The sequence below is a fragment of the Levilactobacillus sp. FUA 3915 genome, from assembly GCF_044053135.1.
Taxonomy (GTDB): Bacteria; Bacillota; Bacilli; order Lactobacillales; family Lactobacillaceae; genus Levilactobacillus; species Levilactobacillus lanxiensis.
This window is the reverse complement of the sequence record NZ_CP168704.1, coordinates 2,206,217-2,225,292: the sequence shown is the minus strand read 5'-3', so window position 1 is coordinate 2,225,292 and position 19,076 is coordinate 2,206,217. Positions and strand designations below refer to the sequence as shown.

Below are 19,076 nucleotides of genomic sequence, written 5' to 3'. Positions count from 1 at the left end.
TTTGCGACGCCTAATCCTGGGCAAAAATGACCTGACCATCCGCAAAGGACGCAATGCTGGCCAATGCCACCAATGGCACGCCGGCATCAACGACCATTTTGTGGCCCTTCTGGAAGCGTTTCTCGATGACAACACCGACACCGGCGACCGTAATCCCCGCCGTTTCAGCAATATCAAACAATCCCTGAACGGCCTGTCCGTTCGCGAGAAAGTCATCCACAATCAGCACCCGGTCCTCGGGTGACAGGAAGCGACGGTCAATGGAAATATCGTTGTTGACCTGCTTGGTGTATGAGTAAACCTTGGCCGTGTACAGATTGTCCTGCAGTGTCAGGCTCTTGTGCTTGCGGGCAAAGATAACGGGAACCTGTAAATGTAGCCCGGCCATGACGGCGGGCGCAATCCCAGAGGATTCGACCGTTAAAACCTTGGTAATGCCGGCATCTTTGAACTGGCTGGCAAATTCAGCCCCCATCTGGTCCATCAGTTGGGGATCAATTTGGTGGTTCAAAAAGTTATCAACCTTCAGCACGTTGCCCGGTAAAACCGTCCCGTCCTGTCGAATGCGATCTTCTAAAATTTTCATCGTCTTTGACCTCCAAAAAGTATTTCTTTCATTCTACCCGATTGCTGCTTAAAAAACACCAACCTGACCAGACATTTAGGAATGCTTAACCCAACCAGAGGCCGAGTAATTCCGAAATGACCGTCACCAGCGCTAGAATTCCTAAGCTACGGACGGCTAGAATAAAGGTTTCCTTCTTTACCTGAACGCGAAACAGACCGCGAACGTTACGCACAATCAATGGCACACTGATCAGTGCCAGCAACGACCATTTGGGCAGGTCGCCCAGGATGACACTGACAATCAGAGACAGATACCCGATGACGTAGAAGCTCGCAAACAGCCATAAGGCCCCCTGCTTGCCCAGGTAGTAGACAATCGTCTTCCGGTTCAGGCTCAGGTCCTCGGCGGCGTCACAGATGTTATTAGCCAGCAATAACGCGGCAATGGCCATCACGGCGATCCCCGATGCCAGTAAAACGCGCCCCATGAGTTGCCCGGTGAAGGCGGACGTTTGATAAAGGTTTAAATAAACTGTGATTAACATAATCATATAGCCCATGGTAAACCCGGCAAAGAACTCTCCCGTGGGCGTGCCAGATAAGGGCCATGGCCCACCAGCATATAGGTAGCCAACGAGGAAACAAAAGACCCCCATGACCAATAACGGCCAGCCGGTCACCCAAACGAGGGTCAATCCAATGGCCCCCGCCACCACCGCCATGCTCGCCATCAGGGCAAAAATCCGGTTAACGGCCAGGTGATGGACCCCAATGATGTTGGTATGCTTCTTCCATTCGGCAGCCTGATTGCCTGCCTTGGTATAATCCTGATAATTATCATTGATATCCACGGCCATATTAAAAAGCAGCATCGCCACAAAGAATAACCCGGTAACACCCCAGTTCACGTGCTGATAGTTAGCCTGGACAAAAATAACACCCAATAGAAATGGCCAAACAGAGGCAATTTTGGCTTTGATTTCAACGAGTTCGAGAAAGGTACTGACGGTCATACGGATTCCTCCTGAATTTTTTATAAGTTCAATACTATTGATTTGATCTCCGACTTAATGCTGACATAAAACTGCCAAATAAGCCGAGAATTATGTATGCTGAATATTTTGTTACGCGACAATCTACTACAGGACTAGTCATGTGAGTAATCAGAGACCCCCAGGTGGCCAGACATGGCGAGGACGGACGGTCCACCATACGCAATACCACGCAGATCAGCGACAATTTACATATGGCCAAGCCAGTGTTAGCCGCAGGGCTAGGAAAACTAGGTCGGTCGTGGAAGTGACCAGAGGTGAGCCAAGGTGACCGGCTGTGTCGATGGTCTTGGCTGAGGGACTTTCTCAGCCGAGCCCATGGGATAACCTTTGAGACCGAACTTTGGCTCAAAGTTGAGGTGGAAGCCCGCCCTTCGGCTGGAACCGGCCCCACAGCCGGGTGGTTACCGTAGCGCACCGCAGGGAACGCACGCGACCCGGCCCCCATCCAGGTAACACGCAGATTAGCGGTAATCCTCACGGGCTAAACCCGTGTTAGCCGCAGGGCTGGTGAAAATGGGCTCAGCCGTGGGAGTTGCCTTAGCGGGTCCCCCGCTTAGGCAACTGCTATCTTTGAGACGTGGTCTTCGGCTCAAAGTAAGTCCGAAGACCGCCCCCTAGGCTTCGGACGTGCGCCCACAGCGACACGGCCCAGTTTTCACCAGCCCGGAGGCGATGCTAACAACTAGTTTAGCCACAATTTGATAATAGCCCATGTCTGCGGCGAGTTCAACCGCTACAGACATGGATTAGCCCCTTCGCCCCAGCCCCACAAATTAGTTTTTACCCGCAACGATTCCACCAGGATTAAGTCACGCACCGTTCAGTCTGATAATCCTTGATATCACACCATTTCTCGCCGATTTGGTCCGACTAGTCCACCCAATGCCCTAACAAATTCGAACAACAGAGTAACCTTTATTTGACAACGTTTCCACATGCCGGTAAGATAAATTTTAACGTAACATACATAGCGAGGTGCAAAATGGATCGACAACTTTGGCGGCAATTTCCACAAGTAGAACCGCAATTGGATGCGCTACAGGACTACCTTTTCCGGGCAGTTCAGCTGGATAACCAACCCATCCACAGCAAAATATTAGCGTTATTAAAATCTGGCGGCAAGCTGTTGCGTCCGGGATATTTTTACCTATTCTCTAAATTCGGGAACCAGGGCACGCCAGCGGAATTACAGGCCGGCGCGGCGGCACTAGAAATTCTGCACGTTGGCACTCTGATTCACGACGACGTCATCGACGAGTCCCCGACTCGTCGTGGCGTGCGCACGATTCAGATGAAGTATGGCCAACGCAACGCCATTTACGCCGGCGACTTCATGTTCACGGTGTACTTCAATCAGGTTTTAAAAGCCACGGACGACCGGCACATGGTGCAGGAACACATCGACGCCATGCACCGCATTCTGCAGGGGGAGCTTCACCAAATGGACCTCAATTACCGTGAGGACATCACGATTGACGCCTACCTCAACGAAGTCGCTGGCAAGACCGCCGAGCTGTTTGCGCTGAGTTGCTATACCGGTGCCAAACTTTCTGGTGCACCAGCCAGCGTGGTGGCGATTACCCGTGAGATTGGGATTGCCATTGGTTGCGCCTACCAGATGCTCGACGACATCCTGGATTATGCGGGCGACCCGGCCAAAACGCAGAAGCCCGTTCTGGAAGACTTGCGCTCCGGCGTGTACTCTTTGCCCCTGATTCTGGCGATTCCCCAGGCCAAACGAGACTTCCACCACCTGTTGCGTAAGAAAAAGGACATGACAGTCGCGGATATTCAGGCCGTTCAGGCATTGGTCGCCCAGTACCATGGTGTCGAAGCTGCTCGGCAATTGGCCCTAGCCCATACGGAAAAAGCGTTGGAGCTGATTCAACAACTGCCCGCCGGCGAGGCACAGGCCGACCTTGAGAAACTCACGACCATGCTCCTTCGGCGTGATCATTAATCGATTGCATAAGTAAAGGGTCATCCCCACGTGAGGATGACCCTTTTTGCGTACACTTTTATTTTCCACGATCCAAATCGTACAACGCTCTGAAACGGGCATTGTCGCGGTACAGCTCGGCTGGTGTTCCCTGCATGTCGAAGCGGCCGTTTTCAATGAAGCGGACCTGATCGACGTGATTGATGCCTGCCAAATGGTGCGTGACCCAGATAATCGTCTTGTCGTGGAGCACGCTGAAGACCGTGTCCAGTAAGTGTTGTTCGGTAATCGGGTCCAGGCTCACGGTCGGTTCATCTAAAATGATGATGGGCGCATCCTGCAAGAGAATCCGCGCCAAGGATAACCGTTGGCGTTCCCCACCAGAGAACCGGCTCCCGGCCTCTTGGACCTCGGTGTCGTAGCCTTGGGGCAACCGACCAATCAGATCATCCAATTCAACGGCTTTGACGGCCGCGTGAACGTCCTCATCAGTGGCGTTTAAATTTCCCAAGCGCACGTTGTTCATCACGGTCGTGTCGAACAGGTAAGGCTGCTGGTCCAACACGCCAAAGAGTTGCGCGCGTTGCTGTTGTAACTGGGCAATCGGTACGCCGTTGAGGGTTACTTGACCACTTGCGGGCGTTTCGTCTCCCAAAATAAGTTTGAGCAGCGTGCTCTTCCCCGTCCCACTGGGACCCAACAAGGCCAACTTTTCACCCGAATGGAGCTCTAAGGACAGATCATCAATGACTTGGCGCTCGGCCCCCGGATAGGTGAAGGCCACGTGGTCCAGCTTCAAGGTTGGCTCGCCGCTGATCGTGGTCTGTGGGGCCTGTTCCGGTTCATTTTCATCCAAGCGGTTGACCCGTTCGATGGAATCCTTGTAGACCGGCCACTCGCTGACCCCTTGACTCATGCTTGAAAATGGTTCGACGGTTGGGAAAAGCGCCAACCCAAAGGCGGCGACCCAGTTGGCCTCGGCCTGATTGTGGGTAAACGTCAATCCGGCCCACCACACAATCAGCACGACCGCTGCCCCGAAGACGACCTGAATGGCAAAGTTCCGCCACCACTGGAAATGGTGGTCGGCCCGCCGCAGCGTGGCAATCTCATCGATGGGTTGGTCCTGTTGCGCTAGAAAGGCCGTCCGCCGACCAGAAATCAGCCAGTCGCCCAACCCCAGCACGGAATCGGTCAGTTTGGTATAAAAGTTCCGTTGCACCTGGCGTGCCTGGAACTCCCGCCGCCCGTTCACCGTCACGGATAACAGCGGCATGAAAATGACGATTACACCCAGCAGTAGCAGCATCAACAGGCCAAATGCCCAGTTGAAGTAGCCAATCCCAATGACCACGAATAGATATAGTAGCCAACCAATGACCAGTGGAAAGACCGTCCGCAAATAAAGGTTTTCAATATGGTCAATGTCTTCGGCCAAGATACTGAGGACATCCCCCGTTTGGTGCGTCTGGCGAATGGCGACCGCCTGCTTCTCCACGGCCTGATACAGTCGCTTTCGAAAGTCCGAGACGATTCGCAATACCCAGTTGTGACTGGTCAGCCGTTCCGCATAACGAAAGGCTGGCCGGCCAATCCCAAAGGCCCGCGCGAGCACGATGGGCACGTAAATCATCAAAATGTTGTAGGGATGGGTGGCGGCCCGGCTAATCAGATAGCCGGAGTTAAACATCAACGCGCCCCCACAGAAGAAGGTCATGAAGCCCAGAAATAGCACCAACGCCAACAGTTTCCGGTAGCGCCGCAGGTACGGCATGACCCAATGATCGTGTTTAAACGTCGCAAAAAATCCCTTCATCGTGTCGTCGCTCCTTCCATTTCAGACCGCAACCGAACGTAGGCGACGTTTCGCTCCTGAAGTTCGGCAGGCGTTCCCTGCTCCACGATTTCGCCGTGGTCCATCACTAAAATATAATCCATTTCATTCATCCAATGGAGCCGGTGGGTCGCGAAGAAGACCAAATGGTTCGCAAAGACCGGCATCATAGTTTGTTTCAATTCCACTTCGGTTTCGATGTCCAAGTGCGCCGTGGGTTCGTCAAATAACAGCACTCGCCGTGAATCATCCAGGAAGGCTCGCGCCAACGCAATCCGTTGGGCCTGGCCCCCGCTGACGCCCCGGGCCCCCTCACCGATTTGGGTCTCCAAGCCGGCTGGCAAGGAGGCAATCCAGTCGGTCAATCCGGCCTTGGCGGCAGCGGCATTGACGGCCGCTTCGCTCGCATCCGGCGCATAGAAAGCCAGGTTGTCCCGCAAACTAGCATGGAACAAGTACGGCGCCTGCGGAATGTAAACGAAGCTCCGTTGCCACGCCTTCTGGTCGAGGTGCGGCACCTGCGTTCCCCGGACGTGAATCTCCCCGTCTTGTGGGCTCAGAAAACCGCCTAATGTGTTGATCAGCGTCGACTTCCCGGAACCAGAGGCCCCAATGATACCGACCTTCTGAAAACCATGCACATCAAACGTGATATCCTTTAACGTCGCAGCATCCTTGCCATAAGCCACGTTCACGTGATCAAACCGCACGTCATCGTCGGCCGTCCACACGGGCTCGCGGGTTGGTAAGAGCTCCCGGTCACTCGGCGTTTCGCGTTGTAAAATGTCCAGCACGGCCGTCAACGCATTTTTCCCGTTCAGGGTCGCGTGATAGTCGTTGGCAAAGTTCCGAATTGGGGCGAAATAGTCCGGTGCCAGGGTCAGAATGACCAGTGCTGGCAGGAGTTGAATCGAATTGTTCATCAAACCAAAACCCAAGAAAACGGCAATAATGGCGATTGACAACGTCGTGAAAAAGTCCAACGCAAACGTTGAGGTCATGGCAATCGTCAGGGTCGCCATGGTCTTCTTACGATAATCTTCGCTGACTTGATAAACGTTGTCCGCATATTTTTCGTTCAAGCCCAGCTGTTTCAAGGTTGGCAGGCCCCGCAACGTATCCACAAAGTGATTGGATAGCCGTTGGTACCCGGCGTATTGCCGGTCGGCCTTGGCTTGCGCCGCGAGTCCCAAGATAATCATAAAGATAATAATAAACGGATAGATGGCCAGTAGGAACAGCGCCTCTTTCCATTGGATAAAGGCAATGTAGATGAGCACCAACCAGGGCGTGATCGACAGGTCCAGCACCTTCCCGATAATCATCATCAGGTAGGTTTGAATCTTGTCGATACCCTCCAGGCCCATGGTGACCACATTCCCGGTCCCCTTCTCGGCCACGACGCTGGGACCCAGGTCAAACAGCTTGGCCATAAAATCCTTCCGCAGTTTCTTGGTCGTTCGCTCGACAAACGGATACATCAGCCAATCCTTTAAGAGTGTCAACAAATGACGCGCCAGGAAGGCGACCGCAAACACCGCCAACGGTTCGACAATCGTATCGATGGGTTGTTGTTTCCAGAGCTGAACAATTGCGGCCGACAAGTACTGCGCCTGAATAATAATCATAATGGCTTGAATCACCGTCAGTACCGCCTCAATCGCCGCGGCCGGTTTCACACCCGGAAATTTAAAAACTCGTGAATCAATCAAAATAAAGCCCCCTCACAACAAGTGATAACTCATATTGTAATGATAGCATTTTTTAGGTATCTAAGCGCTACCAATCGCCGCTCCCCAACATCTTTTCGACAATTTAGTTGGTCACAACTGGTTGGTTTGGAATTGTGCGTTGGCGTTCTCGCCTGCGGCAGCTAGATACGCCCCGCCTGTGAGGCCCGGCTGAAGCCACAGTGCGGTCTTCACCCTCACTTGGAAGCTTCACCAAAAACGTGAATCTCCCAAGTGGCCCGTGTTCTAAGTCCGGCAACCCCGGCCGCACTAAGAACACCGACACAGGTCCGCGTATCTAGCTGCCTCCGGCTTCACTTGACGACAACCGCCAAACCAACCGGTTACGTCAACATTCACCCAGCCGTGTCCTGTTATCTCCCCGGCTCGTTCGTAGTCGGCCTCAATATGTACACCCTAATACACAACGCGTAGTGCTAGTCTATTCGCAATCCACTTCGGCCACGAACCAGATTACTATGAACTTTGAGTGTATTCCACAAGAACAGTGCTGCTAATCGGCTGCCTAAGCCGATTAGCGTACCGGTTCCTGGATGTTCAAAGTGGCCTACCGTATTGAGATTATTAAAACCAGTCTCAATGTGGCGCCGTTGATTCTTTAAAAACGAAGAGTTAACGTGGCCTGAGTCACGCATGTTCTTTCGTAGTGGGAACCAGAAGTTGATTCCTTGCGTTTTCAGCCGTTGCTGAAGGGGACGGCTAAGATAGCCGCCGTCCGCTAGAACCTGACGTGCTGGGACTTCTCGCAATAATTCTTCGACTGGCTTTCGATCATCAACGTTGGCCGCTGTTAGTTCCCAGTTCACGAAATATCCATTATTATCCATGACCGCGTGTAGTTTGAATCCGTAATAATATAACTGTTTGGTGGCGTTAAAACCTTTATCGGCAACACCTCGTAAGACCCTAGCTTGATTACTACGCCTTGCTGAGACTAAAGTGATTGGTGCACTATCAATGATTTCATAGGTAGTGCTGTGACGATATTGCTTCAATAATTGCCAGCGAATCAGCTTCATTATTTGAAGAAGATTTCGGCACCGGCGGTTGTAACGGCTACGTTCTGGGACGATAATTCCTGCTGCCATCAAAGTTTGGTGGAAGTGCGTTTCTGATGGGTCCCGTAAGTCTATTCGCGTAAGCATGCAGGCGATAATAGTGATATCACTGACTTTTAGCTGTTTGTAATTTTGACGGAAACGAATATATTTTGGCAAAAGTTGGTAAACAGGTGTGATAATTTTGATGAATTTCTGGATAGTCTCTTGAATTAAATTGAATTTTGGGATAGTTTTAAGGAGGCCTTGCATTTACGGTTCTTCTTTCTGGTTTAGTCACCTTAGAAGCTACCGCAAATGCGGGCTTTTTGCATACTATTTGATTTGATTCAAGATTCTATCCAATAAATATTACATGACTAGCACTACGCGTTAATACACAGTAAATCTCAGTCAACATCGACTACCACCATCGGTTAAACCACTGTCAGCCGTAGAGCTGGGAAAACTGGGCCAGCAAGGTCAGTGTCAGTGACCAGAGGCGGATCAAAGTGACCGGCTGTGTCGGTGGCCTTGGCTGAGGTATTTTCTCAGCCTAGCCCACGGGACAACCTTTGAGACCGCTCCTCAGGCTCAAAGTTGAGGTGGAAGCCTGCCCTTCGGCTGGAACAAACCACAACACGAATCCGTGCCGCTCCCCAAGAAGCACACCCACACACCACACTAAGTTAAACCGGTGTCAGCCGCGGAGCTGGGAAAACTGGGCCGGTCGTGGGAGTGACCAGAGGCGAGCCAAGGTGTCCAGCTGTGTCGATGGACTTAGCCGAGGTTTCTCACTCGGCTTAGTCCATGGGACAACCTTTGAGACCGCACCCCAGGCTCAAAGTTGAGGTGGAAGCCCGCCCCTCAGGCTGGAACCGGCCCCACAGCAGGACGCCTTGAGCGCGCCGTCGGGAACGGAAGCGACCAGGCCCAGTTTTCGCCAGCTCGGAACCGCTGGCAAAACCTGGTTTAACTAAAAATCCCCACGGCCGGGAAAGTCGTGAGGACCCTAGCACCAAACAGGTGCATTTAACTTAAATTAAGCGTTTTGCTTAGGTGAAGCCAACCGCTTGTAGAAGACCCAGTAGCTCCAGATGAAGTAGATCAAGACGATTGGCAAGATGCTAAACGCCAAGATGGTCATCAGGTGCAACGTGTAAGGTGAACTAGAAGAGTTCTTGATTAGCAGTGAGTACGCTGGATTATTGGCAACCATGACCCGTGGGAATAACCCATTGAAGATCAAGACAACCACACTGACCAGTGACAGGCCACTGCCGATAAAGGACAGCCACTCGTGGTTCCCCAACACACCCCAGTAAGCCAAGCAAGTGAAGATGACCAAGGCAACCACGATGGCCGTGGTCGTCAGTGGCTTCTTGGCAAAGAAGTCGGTTGAGAAGTACAGCAGGATGGCAAATAACACTTCACCCGCAAATAAAACGGGGTACAGAATCTTGTTCCAGGCCAAGGCCCGTTCCCGTAATTCACCAGACGTCTTCAAACGAATGAAGTTTAACCCGTGAACCAGGGATAAGACAGTCACCGCTACCCCACCAACGATGGAGAACAGGTTGACGTAGTCGAAGAAGTGCGCGGTCATGTCCCCATTTTTATCAATAGGCATCCCGGCAATCATGGCGGTGAACAGCATCCCAAACAGGAAGGCTGCGCAGAAGCTCCCAATCGTGGAAGCCCACTCCCAGAAGTTTCGCCAGGTTGCCGTTTGCATATTGGCTCGGAATTCAAACGAGACTCCCCGGAAGATCAGGGCGGCCAGAATTAAGAACAGTACCAGGTAGAAGCCGGAGAACAGGGTCGCGTACCACATTGGGAATGACGCGAACATGGCACCACCAGCGGTGATCAACCAGACTTCGTTTCCATCCCAGTGTGGTCCGATTGACCGAATCACAACGTCACGTTCGGCTTCGGTCTTGGCAAAACTCTTGACGAGCATCCCCACACCAAAGTCAAACCCTTCTAGGAAGAAGAACCCACTAAACAGCACGCCGATTAAAATAAACCAGATCAGTTGATAGCTAGTCATGGTTGAACGCCCCCTTTGAGTACGGATCAAGGTCAGTATCGCCCGCCGCATACCCATCGGTATTTTCAGTATCAGGACCAGCCTTCAACGTCCGGTGACACAGAACGATCATGACCAGGCCCATGCCGGCAAACATCAGGAAGTAAACGATGTTTGATGTCAGCAGCGAGGCAACGGATACATTTGGCGAAACCGCGTCGGCAATGGTCAGTAAGCCATAGACGACCCAAGGGTAACGCCCAAATTCAGTGATGAACCAACCAGCCGTGTTGACCACAAATGGGAGCCATAGACACAGACCCATGATGTAGAGGAACCAGCGTTGATTCATAATCAGCTGCGACTTCTTGCGGTTAAAGAACAGCCCAACAATCGCGAGCAAGGCAAACAGTGCCCCCGCCCCAGACATGATCCGGAAGCTCCAGAACAAGGTCTTCGTTGGGACATAGTAGTTAATGTCATTGCCGTACTTCTTATCGTACTTGGCATGTAACTCCTTGTTAATGGTGTTCATCCCTTTGATGGTCCCGGTTGTCTTGTGGTAACTCAATAAGTTCAAGACATACGGCACATCAACGGACCAAGTCGTCTTGTGTTGCTTGTTGTCGAATCCAGCAACCATTGACCATTCACCTTTATTGGTCGAGTCCTTGTAGAGCCCTTCCATAGCGGCAAATTTCATCGGTTGGTTGTTGATTAAGTAACGACTTTGAATATCCCCACTGGCAATGGAACCCAGGGAGAAGATTAAGCCAATGACCAGGGCGACGTTCAAAGACTTGCGGTAGAACGTCACGTGGTCCTTCTTCAGCAGACGCCATGCGGCACAGCCGGCAATGACGAAGGAAGCGGTAACAAAAGCGCCGAAGATAACGTGCGGAAATTCACTCCACAGTTGCGGGTTACTCAAAACAGCCCCGAAACTGACCATTTGGACGTGGCCCGTTTGTTGGTTGATGATGTAGCCCAATGGGTTCTGCATGAAACTGTTGGCAGCCAGAATCCATAATGCAGAAAGTGAAGACCCGAACATAACTAACCAAATAAAGAGCGTGTGGACCCACTTATTGAAGCGGTCCCAGGTAAACATCCACATCCCGATGAACGTGGATTCCATGAAGAAGGCTGCCAGTGCTTCAATGGCCAATGGCGCACCGAAGATGTCCCCCATAAACCGAGAGTATTCAGACCAGTTCATCCCAAATTGGAATTCCTGAATAATACCAGTAACCACCCCAACGGCGAAGCTGTACAGGAACATTTTGCCCCAGAACTGCGCCATCTTCTTGTAATCCTCATCACCCTTAATCGCATACATGGTTTCCATGACGGCGACGACAAAGGCCAAGCCGATTGAAAATGGAACGAAGAAGAAGTGAAAGACAGTGGTCATTCCAAATTGGAATCGCGCTAGGCCCAGGATATCCAGACCAAGATTTAACATTTTTCTAACCTCCCCAAACGTTATTAGTGTAAATAAATAATTGCTGTCTTGGCTCTATTATATCGAGTGATAAGTCAATAAGCAATGGTTGGGCGCCAATCTACCCAAAGTTAATGGATTATATTCGAAATTTGTGTGCAATTAAGTTGTTAGCCTTCGTGACACTTTAGCCAATGTGTGTTATTTATGTAAGCGTTCTCCCTGTTTTCGCGGGATTTCTGGCAAACTCGTGCTAAAATGGAGGGGACGGTAAACGTCGAAGGAGGTTTTTTACATGACAGAACGATTATTAACCTTTCCAACCTTAAATCAAACGCAAATCACTGCCCTAACATCCCTGGGTGTCGACGTGGTTCCCGCTAGTGACTGGGAAACCGCCACGGATATTGACATCATCTTTGGCTGGGGGCAACACGGTCCAGCCGTTCTGCAAAACCCACAGAATCACGTGCGCTGGATTCAAACGGTGAGCGCTGGGGTCGATTATCTCCCCCTCGATTGGATTAACGCCCACAATATTCAAGTCACCAACGCAAGTGGCGCCTACTCTGCGGCCATTGCGGAGTCGACGATTGGTTATTTACTTTACTTTCTGCGCGACTTTAACGATGCGGTCAAGAATCAAGCCGGCCACTTCTGGCAGGTCCCCGCGCGCTCTGACCTGGCAACGTTGGCCAACCAAAAAATCGTCATCTACGGTACCGGCAGTATCGGCCAACACATTGCCGAGCTGCTGAACGGCTTTGGCAATTACCCATTTGGGGTCAACCGCTCCGGCCATGGTGTCACTGGTTTCCAGGGCACGGTGAGTCTGGAAGATGACGCTGCGTTAGTCAAGGATGCCGACGTCATCATCAATGCGATGCCTGCCACCCCGGCGACCGTTCATTACTTTAATACCGATTACTTTGAAAAATTAAATGGTGTGCGGATCTTTGTCAACGTTGGCCGTGGGAAGTCCGTCGACGAACAAGCCCTCATGCACGCCCTACTTTACCAAAACGTGTTGAATGCCGCTTTGGACGTCTTTGAGACGGAACCCCTTCCCCGCGAGTCCAAGCTGTGGGATTACCCGAACGTCCTGATTACGCCGCACCAAACCGGTTTCGATGTCGACAACATCCGGCCCATCTTTGGTTACCTCAGTGATAACCTGAAGAGCTGGGAAGCTGACGGTCAGCTGACTGTCAACCGCGTCGATGTCAACCGTGGTTACTAACGTTTGTTAGACTAACGTAAAATACGTCTCTACCCATTTGTTGGGCAGAGACGTTTTTTTTACGGGGTTATTTTACTGCCCATTCTCCCGGTACTCCGCTTCCACCCGATCCTTATCCCCGCGCCACCACGCTTCGTGTGCCTGGTACCAGGCAATCGTTTGCTGCAAGCCTGCCGTGAAGTCGGTCACCCGTGGCTGCCAGCCTAACGACTGCTGAAGATAACTGGCATCGATGGCGTACCGGACATCGTGTCCCGGCCGGTCGCGCACGTAATCAAAGGCATCCGCCGGCTGACCCATCAGCTTCAAAATGAGCCCCAGCACTTCACGGTTACTGTGCTCCCCATTGGCACCAATCAGGTAGGTTTCGCCCAGCTTGCCACGCGTCAAAATGGTCCAAACGGCTCGCGAATGGTCGTCCACGTATATCCAGTCTCGAACATTGGCGCCGGCCCCATATAGCTTCGGCCGCCGGTGACTTAGGATATTGGTAATTTGGCGCGGAATGAATTTTTCCACGTACTGATAAGGCCCATAGTTGTTGGAGCAGTTAGAAATTGTTGCCTTGAGACCAAACGAGCGAACCCAGGCGCGAACCAGCATGTCGGCACTGGCCTTGGAGGCCGAATACGGACTGCTAGGATTGTAGCGCGACTGGGGCGTGAATTTTTCACCGGCCCCCTCACCGTGCCCGGGTAGGTCCTGACGCAGCGGCAAGTCCCCGTACACTTCATCGGTGGAAATCTGATGAAATCGAACGGCGTACTGCCGACAAGCCTGCAACAAGGTGTAGGTCCCCATAATGTTGGTCTGCATGAACGGTGACGGGTCTAGCAGTGAACGGTCATTGTGGCTCTCGGCGGCATAGTTGACCACCGCATCCGCGTCACGCACCAGCCGGTCAACCACGACAGCATCCGCGATATCCCCCACCACCAGGGTCACCCGGTCGGCCGGCAATCCGGCTAAGTTCGCGCGATTACCCGCATAGGTCAGTTTATCCAAAACGGTCACGTGAACGTTGGGCTGATGCGCCACCACGTATCGGACAAAATTAGCCCCGATAAAGCCGGCGCCACCGGTTACTAATAACTCTTTCATCATCAAAACTCCTTCACGCAAAAAGACACGAGAACCCCTAATGGATTGTCGTGCCTAATTTATTTATCCTTAGTAGCCGTTACCAGGTCCACCGTTACCGGAATCACTAGTACCGCCGTTGTCAGAACTGGTCGTTGTCGTGCTCCCAGTCGTGCCAGATGTGGCATCCATCTGAGCAATGGTCCCCGTGGACTTGTGGGCCAAACTCAGGGCATTCCGAATATAATTTGTCACGCGCTGAAGCTCGGTCTTTGAGGCGACCTCCATGCTTTGACCATTGATGGTCTCGCTGGTTCCTTGCAGGTGGGTCGTCTTAACGCTAGAAATTGCCTTACGATAATTCGTTGCCAGCGCCGTCAGGTCGTTGAAGGTCAAATCCGTCTGGGTTTGTTTCGATAACGAACTGATAAAGCTTTGATTTAGCAGCGACGTAATGGAGTTCGACTTGCCGAGTAAGGCCATGATGACCTTACGTTGCCGCGTTTGTCGCCCGTAATCGCCAAGTGGATCATCATCACGCATCCGGGAGTAAGCCAGGGCTTTTTTCCCGTTCATGTGGGTCTGTACGCCCTTCTTAAACGAGTAACCCCCGTAGCTAAAGGTCAGCGTTGGTTTCAGCGTCACGCCTCCAACCTCATCAATAATCTTTTCCATTCCACCCATGTTGATAATGGCATAGAAATCGATTGGGACGTTCAGCATGTCCTGCACGGTCGTAATTGCCGTCTTGGATTTTCCATAGGCGTAGGCCGCGTTGATCTTGGAAATCCCGTAGTCCTCATAACCAGGAATGTTGACCGCCGTATCCCGGGCCAGACTGGTAATCGTGGTCTTATTCGTGGTCGGATTGATGGTGACCACCATCATACTATCTGTCCGCCCAGCAAATGTCCGACCGAGGGCCCCGGTATCCGTCCCCATCAAGAGAATCGATACGGGTTCCTTATCCTTTAAGACCTGGTTCACGTTCCGCAATTTCTTAACTCCGGAGGCTTTATAGGTCTGGTCAACGCTGTCCTTGATGCCTTGGTACTTTTTCATCCCGTAGGCCACGCCACCCCCGATTAAAGCAATAATCAAGATGATGATAATATTCCGAATTGGATGTCTCTTACGACGCGGCCGTTGCCGCTTTTCCATTTCCATGGTTTGATACCCACCCTTTCAGCCCAGCCGGAATGGTCACAGCTGGCGGATTCTATTTATAATCGACTTGACCATTATAGGGGTTAAGTCTTAACGTGACCTAAGTTCTGCGGAACCTTAAGAAAAAAACAAAGCGCTACCGTCGCAACAGTAACGCTCCGATTGTGTCCTTCAATTAAGCCTGAGGCTGCTTGGCTAAGAGATCAACTAGATCAGTGGCTGGAATCTTACCAAAGTAACTGGCGACATCCAACTGATCAAAGACCGCCTGAATCGCAGTCGGCGTGTACGGAATCCCCGTCAACTGCTGGGTCACATCTTCGATTGGCAATTGCCCAAAGAAGTCCCCGTGAATCTGGACGGCCTTGATTTTCCCCTGGTCCACATCGAGATCAAACTCGACGGTGCCGGCTGGAAAATGTTGGCGCCGCGTCAACGAATAAGCTGGATCATTGCCGTAAATCCAGTCCCAATTGTTAAAGTACTGGTCGGCTAAGGCCTTCACCCCAGCCTTATCGGTCGCCGTCAGCTCATATTGATGGGCCTGGCTTAAATCGCTGACACCCAGAATCTCTTTAGCCAGGGTATCCCGGAACTCTTCAATGGTTAAGTGTTGATATTCGGGCGCACAGTAAGGTTTCAGGTTGGTGACCCGACTCCGAACGGACTTGATGCCCTTGGTCGCCAGCTTGTCGGCTGGGACCTGTAAGGCATGAGCGATTTGTGACTGGTCCACGTCATACATCAAGGTGCCGTGAGAAAACATGCGGCCATTCTCGACGTGCATGGCGTTGCCAGAGAACTTCTTACCGTCAATCGTCAAGTCATTGCGCCCCGTCATGGCGGCACCGGTCGCGCCCATTTGATGAAGGGCCTTAATCACGGGATCGGTGAATCGCTTAAAGTTGCCCACGGCATCCCCGTCATCCTTGGTGATAAAGCTAAAGCTGACGTTGCCGAGGTCGTCGTACACGGCGCCCCCACCGGACGTCCGCCGGGTCAAAATAATATTGTGGTCCTTCACGTATTGTTGGTTGATTTCTGCCAGGACATTTTGATAACGCCCGACAATGATGCACGGTGAATTCACATAGAAGTACAGGATGGGCTCCGTCAAATCGGCGTGCTCCATCAGGTACGTTTCAATCGCTAAATTTTGGCGAATATCTAAACTCGGGCTTGCTAGGTAACGCATCAAGTCATCCCTCTCGATAAGTCTATGACCATTCTACCACGAAAAATGAAAGCGTTACCCGGCTTGTGATATTTCTCGGACGCGACTGTGGTGATACCCGTAAGACACGTACACAATCAGCCCGATGACGACCCAGACGCCAAAGGCTTCCCAGGTAAATGCTTGAAGCTGCGTCATCAAGTACACACAGGCCAGAAATGAAGCAATTGGCAGGTACGGATACAGCGGCACCTTAAACGAGGTATCCAAATTCTTAAACCGTTCGTCGTGACGCAGGAAGACGATGCCCAAAGAAACCATGGCAAATGCCGACAACGTCCCGATGTTGACCAGTTCCGCAATCTTATCGATGGGAATCACGGCCGCAAAGACACTGGCAATGGCTCCGAAGATCCAGGTGTTGGCCACGGGCACGTGTGTCTTTGGATTCAATTTCTTCAGTGAAGCTGGTAACAGACCGTCACGACTAATGGCAAACAATAACCGCGTGCCCCCGTAGGACATCACGATCAACACGGTCGTCATCCCCACGATGGCCCCAAAGGAAATCACCCCGGACGCCCAGTTCTGATGAATCAGCGTCAACGCTAAGGCAACGGGGTCGGCCACGTTCAGCTTGGTGTAGTGCACCACGCCAACCAGCACGGCCGACAGGCTCACGTACAGCACGGCGGCCACTAGGAGGGAGCTGATAATCCCAATGGGCATGTTGCGCTTGGGATTCTTGACTTCCTCACTAGCCGTCGACACGGCATCAAACCCGATATAGGCGTAGAAGGCCACGGCCGCCCCCTTGAAAATTCCGCTCGTGCCAAATGGTAAGAACGGATTATAGTTCGCTGGTTTGACGTAAAAAATAGCAATGCCGATAAATAATAAAATAACCAAGATTTTAACGATCACCATGATGTTGTTGATCTTGGCCGATTCTCGAATGCCCTTCGAGAGCAACCAGGCCACCAACATGGTGATGACTAAGGCCACGACGTCGATGCCGCCGCCCTTAACCCCAGCGGTCCCGGCCGCAGCCTGAAGGAACGGGGGCAATTTTAACCCAAAACCGGCTAAGAGGTTCTGGAAATAAGAAGACCAACTCACGGCCACCGAGGACACCGCAAATAGGTACTCAGAGATCAGCGCCCACCCGAGAATCCAGGCCGCAAACTCACCAAAGACCGCGTAAACATAGGTATACGCGCTCCCGGCAAGCGGAATGGTTGAGGAGAACTCGGAGTAACACAGGGCAGCCATTGCACAAACGACAACGGCAATCAGGTAGGACAACATGACCCCTGGGCCCGTATAGTTGGCGGCAATCAGTCCGGGCGTAATAAAGATCCCGGACCCCACGATGGCCCCAATCCCCATGGTGGTCAGACTAAACGCTGTCAGTGTCTTTTCGAGACCCGTTTTCTTGTATAAGTCCGTCTGCACCTGTTTCTTAATAAAGAGTTGCTTTGGTCGTCCCAAGTCGACCCCTCCTTCCAAATGATTAATGAGAATTCGATTAAACCAATTATCATAGTCTAATTTCATTTGGTCGCAATGTCAAGTGAAAAATCGCTTGAAAGCGGATAACTGTGGGCTTAACTGCTGATTTTGTCTCCAAAGCTCGCATCCAATGGTTGACGCCATTAATCTCTCAGAAAGCGTCGCTAAATTCGGGGCCGTTCCCGGCGTCCCCCACCGACCGGCGCCATATCCAGAAAGGCGCTCAACTTATTTTCAAAGGCCGCTTCCTTGTGTGGAAGTTGGGGATGCCGTTGGGCCAGTTGCACCAGTCGCTGATAATTCCGCGGGCCTAACGCCTGCACCTTGTGATCACGGTCAGCAATCACCTTGGTCACGACCGTTGCCGCATTGTTCGCGCCGTATTCCACACACCGGGTCGCCGCGGCATATTTGCGGTGACGGTCCCGGTCGATCAGGATGTCATACCCCACGCGGTGCTTAGACTTTTGCCCCATATGATGGTCACTGATCCGAATCTCTTTCAGCACGTCATGGTCCAGGTGGAGGTACAGACTGGGCGTCCGGTGACTCGTGACGCGCACGTGAACACCGGCGGCCCGCAGTTGCGCGATAATCTCGCGGATCAACGCCTTCAACTGGTCATCGGTCATTTTCATGGGGAACCTCCCGTGGGTGAATCCGCTCGGTCATGGTGCTGCCAAATTCCAACGCCTTGGCCGCGCCGTTCAACTGGCCGGTCATGATAAATAAGTCCTCAAAGTGCATGCTGGTCATCCCCTACTCCCTTAAATTATCCCCAGCATACCCTGCCAACTAGCGATGGGTCTAGACCCTTTCACCCGCCTACAGGGAATCTTAAACTCTGATAATTTTAATTATCAAAACGCCTAATTTAGGCCCATCACGGCACCGTTCTCAAAAAAATTAACATTTTTTGGCCAAGTATTTTCTTCTACTAGTGCCGTTTATTTGATGAGGGCCTAACCAGAAAAAATCTCGCTAAATTCTAATTTAGGCATTTACAATTTTCAAAATGGTGCTAGTATTAATGCCACAAGATAAAAAACGCAGGAAAGAGGAGTAAGTTAAGTCAGCCTGTCAGTGAGTTGGGACCTAGTGCAAACCCAATCAGTGCTTGATTTTTCCGAAAAACACTTTCTTAGTTGCTTCCTGAAATGACGTTGTCACGCTAGGGTAAGCCGTTAACCGGTACGTTACCATCGGTGGAGTATGTTTGTACTCTGATTGAGCTGGCCGATCAT

Annotated in this window: 15 protein-coding genes; 2 read left to right on the top strand and 13 right to left on the bottom strand. The window is 51.8% G+C overall.

Annotated features, from left to right (window positions below):
• Positions 1 to 10 precede the first annotated feature (10 nt).
• Both ACEPST_RS10360 and ACEPST_RS10355 read right to left on the bottom strand, forming a co-directional pair.
• Positions 11 to 586, bottom strand: coding sequence for a xanthine phosphoribosyltransferase (locus ACEPST_RS10360; RefSeq protein ID WP_204121036.1), 576 nt, complete (start codon positions 584 to 586; stop codon positions 11 to 13).
• Positions 587 to 671: 85 nt separating this feature from the next.
• On the bottom strand, positions 672 to 1,580 hold the full coding sequence (locus tag ACEPST_RS10355; protein ID WP_204121037.1) for a 1,4-dihydroxy-2-naphthoate polyprenyltransferase: 909 nt from the start codon (positions 1,578 to 1,580) through the stop codon (positions 672 to 674).
• A 1,024-nt stretch (positions 1,581 to 2,604) separates the two neighbouring features.
• On the opposite strand from ACEPST_RS10355, the gene ACEPST_RS10350 reads away from it, so the two are divergent.
• Positions 2,605 to 3,582, top strand: coding sequence for a polyprenyl synthetase family protein (locus ACEPST_RS10350; RefSeq protein ID WP_204121038.1), 978 nt, complete (start codon positions 2,605 to 2,607; stop codon positions 3,580 to 3,582).
• A 58-nt stretch (positions 3,583 to 3,640) separates the two neighbouring features.
• Here ACEPST_RS10350 and cydC read toward each other — a convergent pair whose 3' ends face one another.
• From cydC to ACEPST_RS10325, 5 genes are all read right to left on the bottom strand, one after another.
• Positions 3,641 to 5,377, bottom strand: coding sequence for a thiol reductant ABC exporter subunit CydC (cydC, locus tag ACEPST_RS10345; protein WP_204121039.1), 1,737 nt, complete (start codon positions 5,375 to 5,377; stop codon positions 3,641 to 3,643).
• Entirely contained in the window at positions 5,374 to 7,107 is a 1,734-nt protein-coding gene (cydD, locus tag ACEPST_RS10340) for a thiol reductant ABC exporter subunit CydD (protein ID WP_395390757.1), read from the bottom strand. Before cydD ends, cydC begins: the two co-directional genes overlap by 4 nt.
• A gap of 455 nt (positions 7,108 to 7,562) precedes the next feature.
• Entirely contained in the window at positions 7,563 to 8,456 is an 894-nt protein-coding gene (locus ACEPST_RS10335) for an IS982 family transposase (protein ID WP_204122300.1), read from the bottom strand.
• Positions 8,457 to 9,225: 769 nt separating this feature from the next.
• Entirely contained in the window at positions 9,226 to 10,236 is a 1,011-nt protein-coding gene (gene cydB, locus ACEPST_RS10330; RefSeq protein ID WP_204121041.1) for a cytochrome d ubiquinol oxidase subunit II, read from the bottom strand.
• Positions 10,229 to 11,680: a cytochrome ubiquinol oxidase subunit I gene (locus tag ACEPST_RS10325; RefSeq protein ID WP_125765128.1), complete on the bottom strand. Its 1,452-nt coding sequence runs from the start codon at positions 11,678 to 11,680 to the stop codon at positions 10,229 to 10,231. The genes cydB and ACEPST_RS10325 overlap by 8 nt, the downstream gene beginning before the upstream one ends.
• Positions 11,681 to 11,954: 274 nt before the next feature.
• Between ACEPST_RS10325 and ACEPST_RS10320 the strand changes: the two genes are divergently transcribed.
• Positions 11,955 to 12,899, top strand: a complete 945-nt coding sequence (locus ACEPST_RS10320) for an NAD(P)-dependent oxidoreductase (RefSeq protein ID WP_204121042.1) — start codon at positions 11,955 to 11,957, stop codon at positions 12,897 to 12,899.
• Between the two features lie 72 nt (positions 12,900 to 12,971).
• Here the strand turns inward: ACEPST_RS10320 and rfbB are convergent, their stop codons facing one another.
• The 6 genes from rfbB to ACEPST_RS10290 all read right to left on the bottom strand — a co-directional run bounded on the left by rfbB (position 12,972) and on the right by ACEPST_RS10290 (position 18,579).
• Entirely contained in the window at positions 12,972 to 14,000 is a 1,029-nt protein-coding gene (gene rfbB, locus ACEPST_RS10315) for a dTDP-glucose 4,6-dehydratase (RefSeq protein WP_204121043.1), read from the bottom strand.
• A gap of 69 nt (positions 14,001 to 14,069) precedes the next feature.
• Entirely contained in the window at positions 14,070 to 15,146 is a 1,077-nt protein-coding gene (locus ACEPST_RS10310) for an LCP family protein (protein ID WP_239064497.1), read from the bottom strand.
• Between the two features lie 175 nt (positions 15,147 to 15,321).
• Entirely contained in the window at positions 15,322 to 16,341 is a 1,020-nt protein-coding gene (locus ACEPST_RS10305) for a lipoate--protein ligase (RefSeq protein ID WP_203646276.1), read from the bottom strand.
• A 54-nt stretch (positions 16,342 to 16,395) separates the two neighbouring features.
• Positions 16,396 to 17,811, bottom strand: a complete 1,416-nt coding sequence (locus ACEPST_RS10300) for an APC family permease (protein WP_203637435.1) — start codon at positions 17,809 to 17,811, stop codon at positions 16,396 to 16,398.
• Positions 17,812 to 17,996: 185 nt separating this feature from the next.
• Positions 17,997 to 18,470 (bottom strand): hypothetical protein, encoded by a 474-nt coding sequence (locus ACEPST_RS10295; RefSeq protein WP_204121044.1) that lies wholly within the window; start codon positions 18,468 to 18,470, stop codon positions 17,997 to 17,999.
• The gene (locus ACEPST_RS10290) at positions 18,454 to 18,579 is read right to left on the bottom strand and encodes a hypothetical protein (RefSeq protein WP_395390748.1); all 126 of its coding nucleotides are present in this window, start codon (positions 18,577 to 18,579) and stop codon (positions 18,454 to 18,456) included. The genes ACEPST_RS10295 and ACEPST_RS10290 overlap by 17 nt, the downstream gene beginning before the upstream one ends.
• Between the last annotated feature and the right edge of the window lie 497 nt (positions 18,580 to 19,076).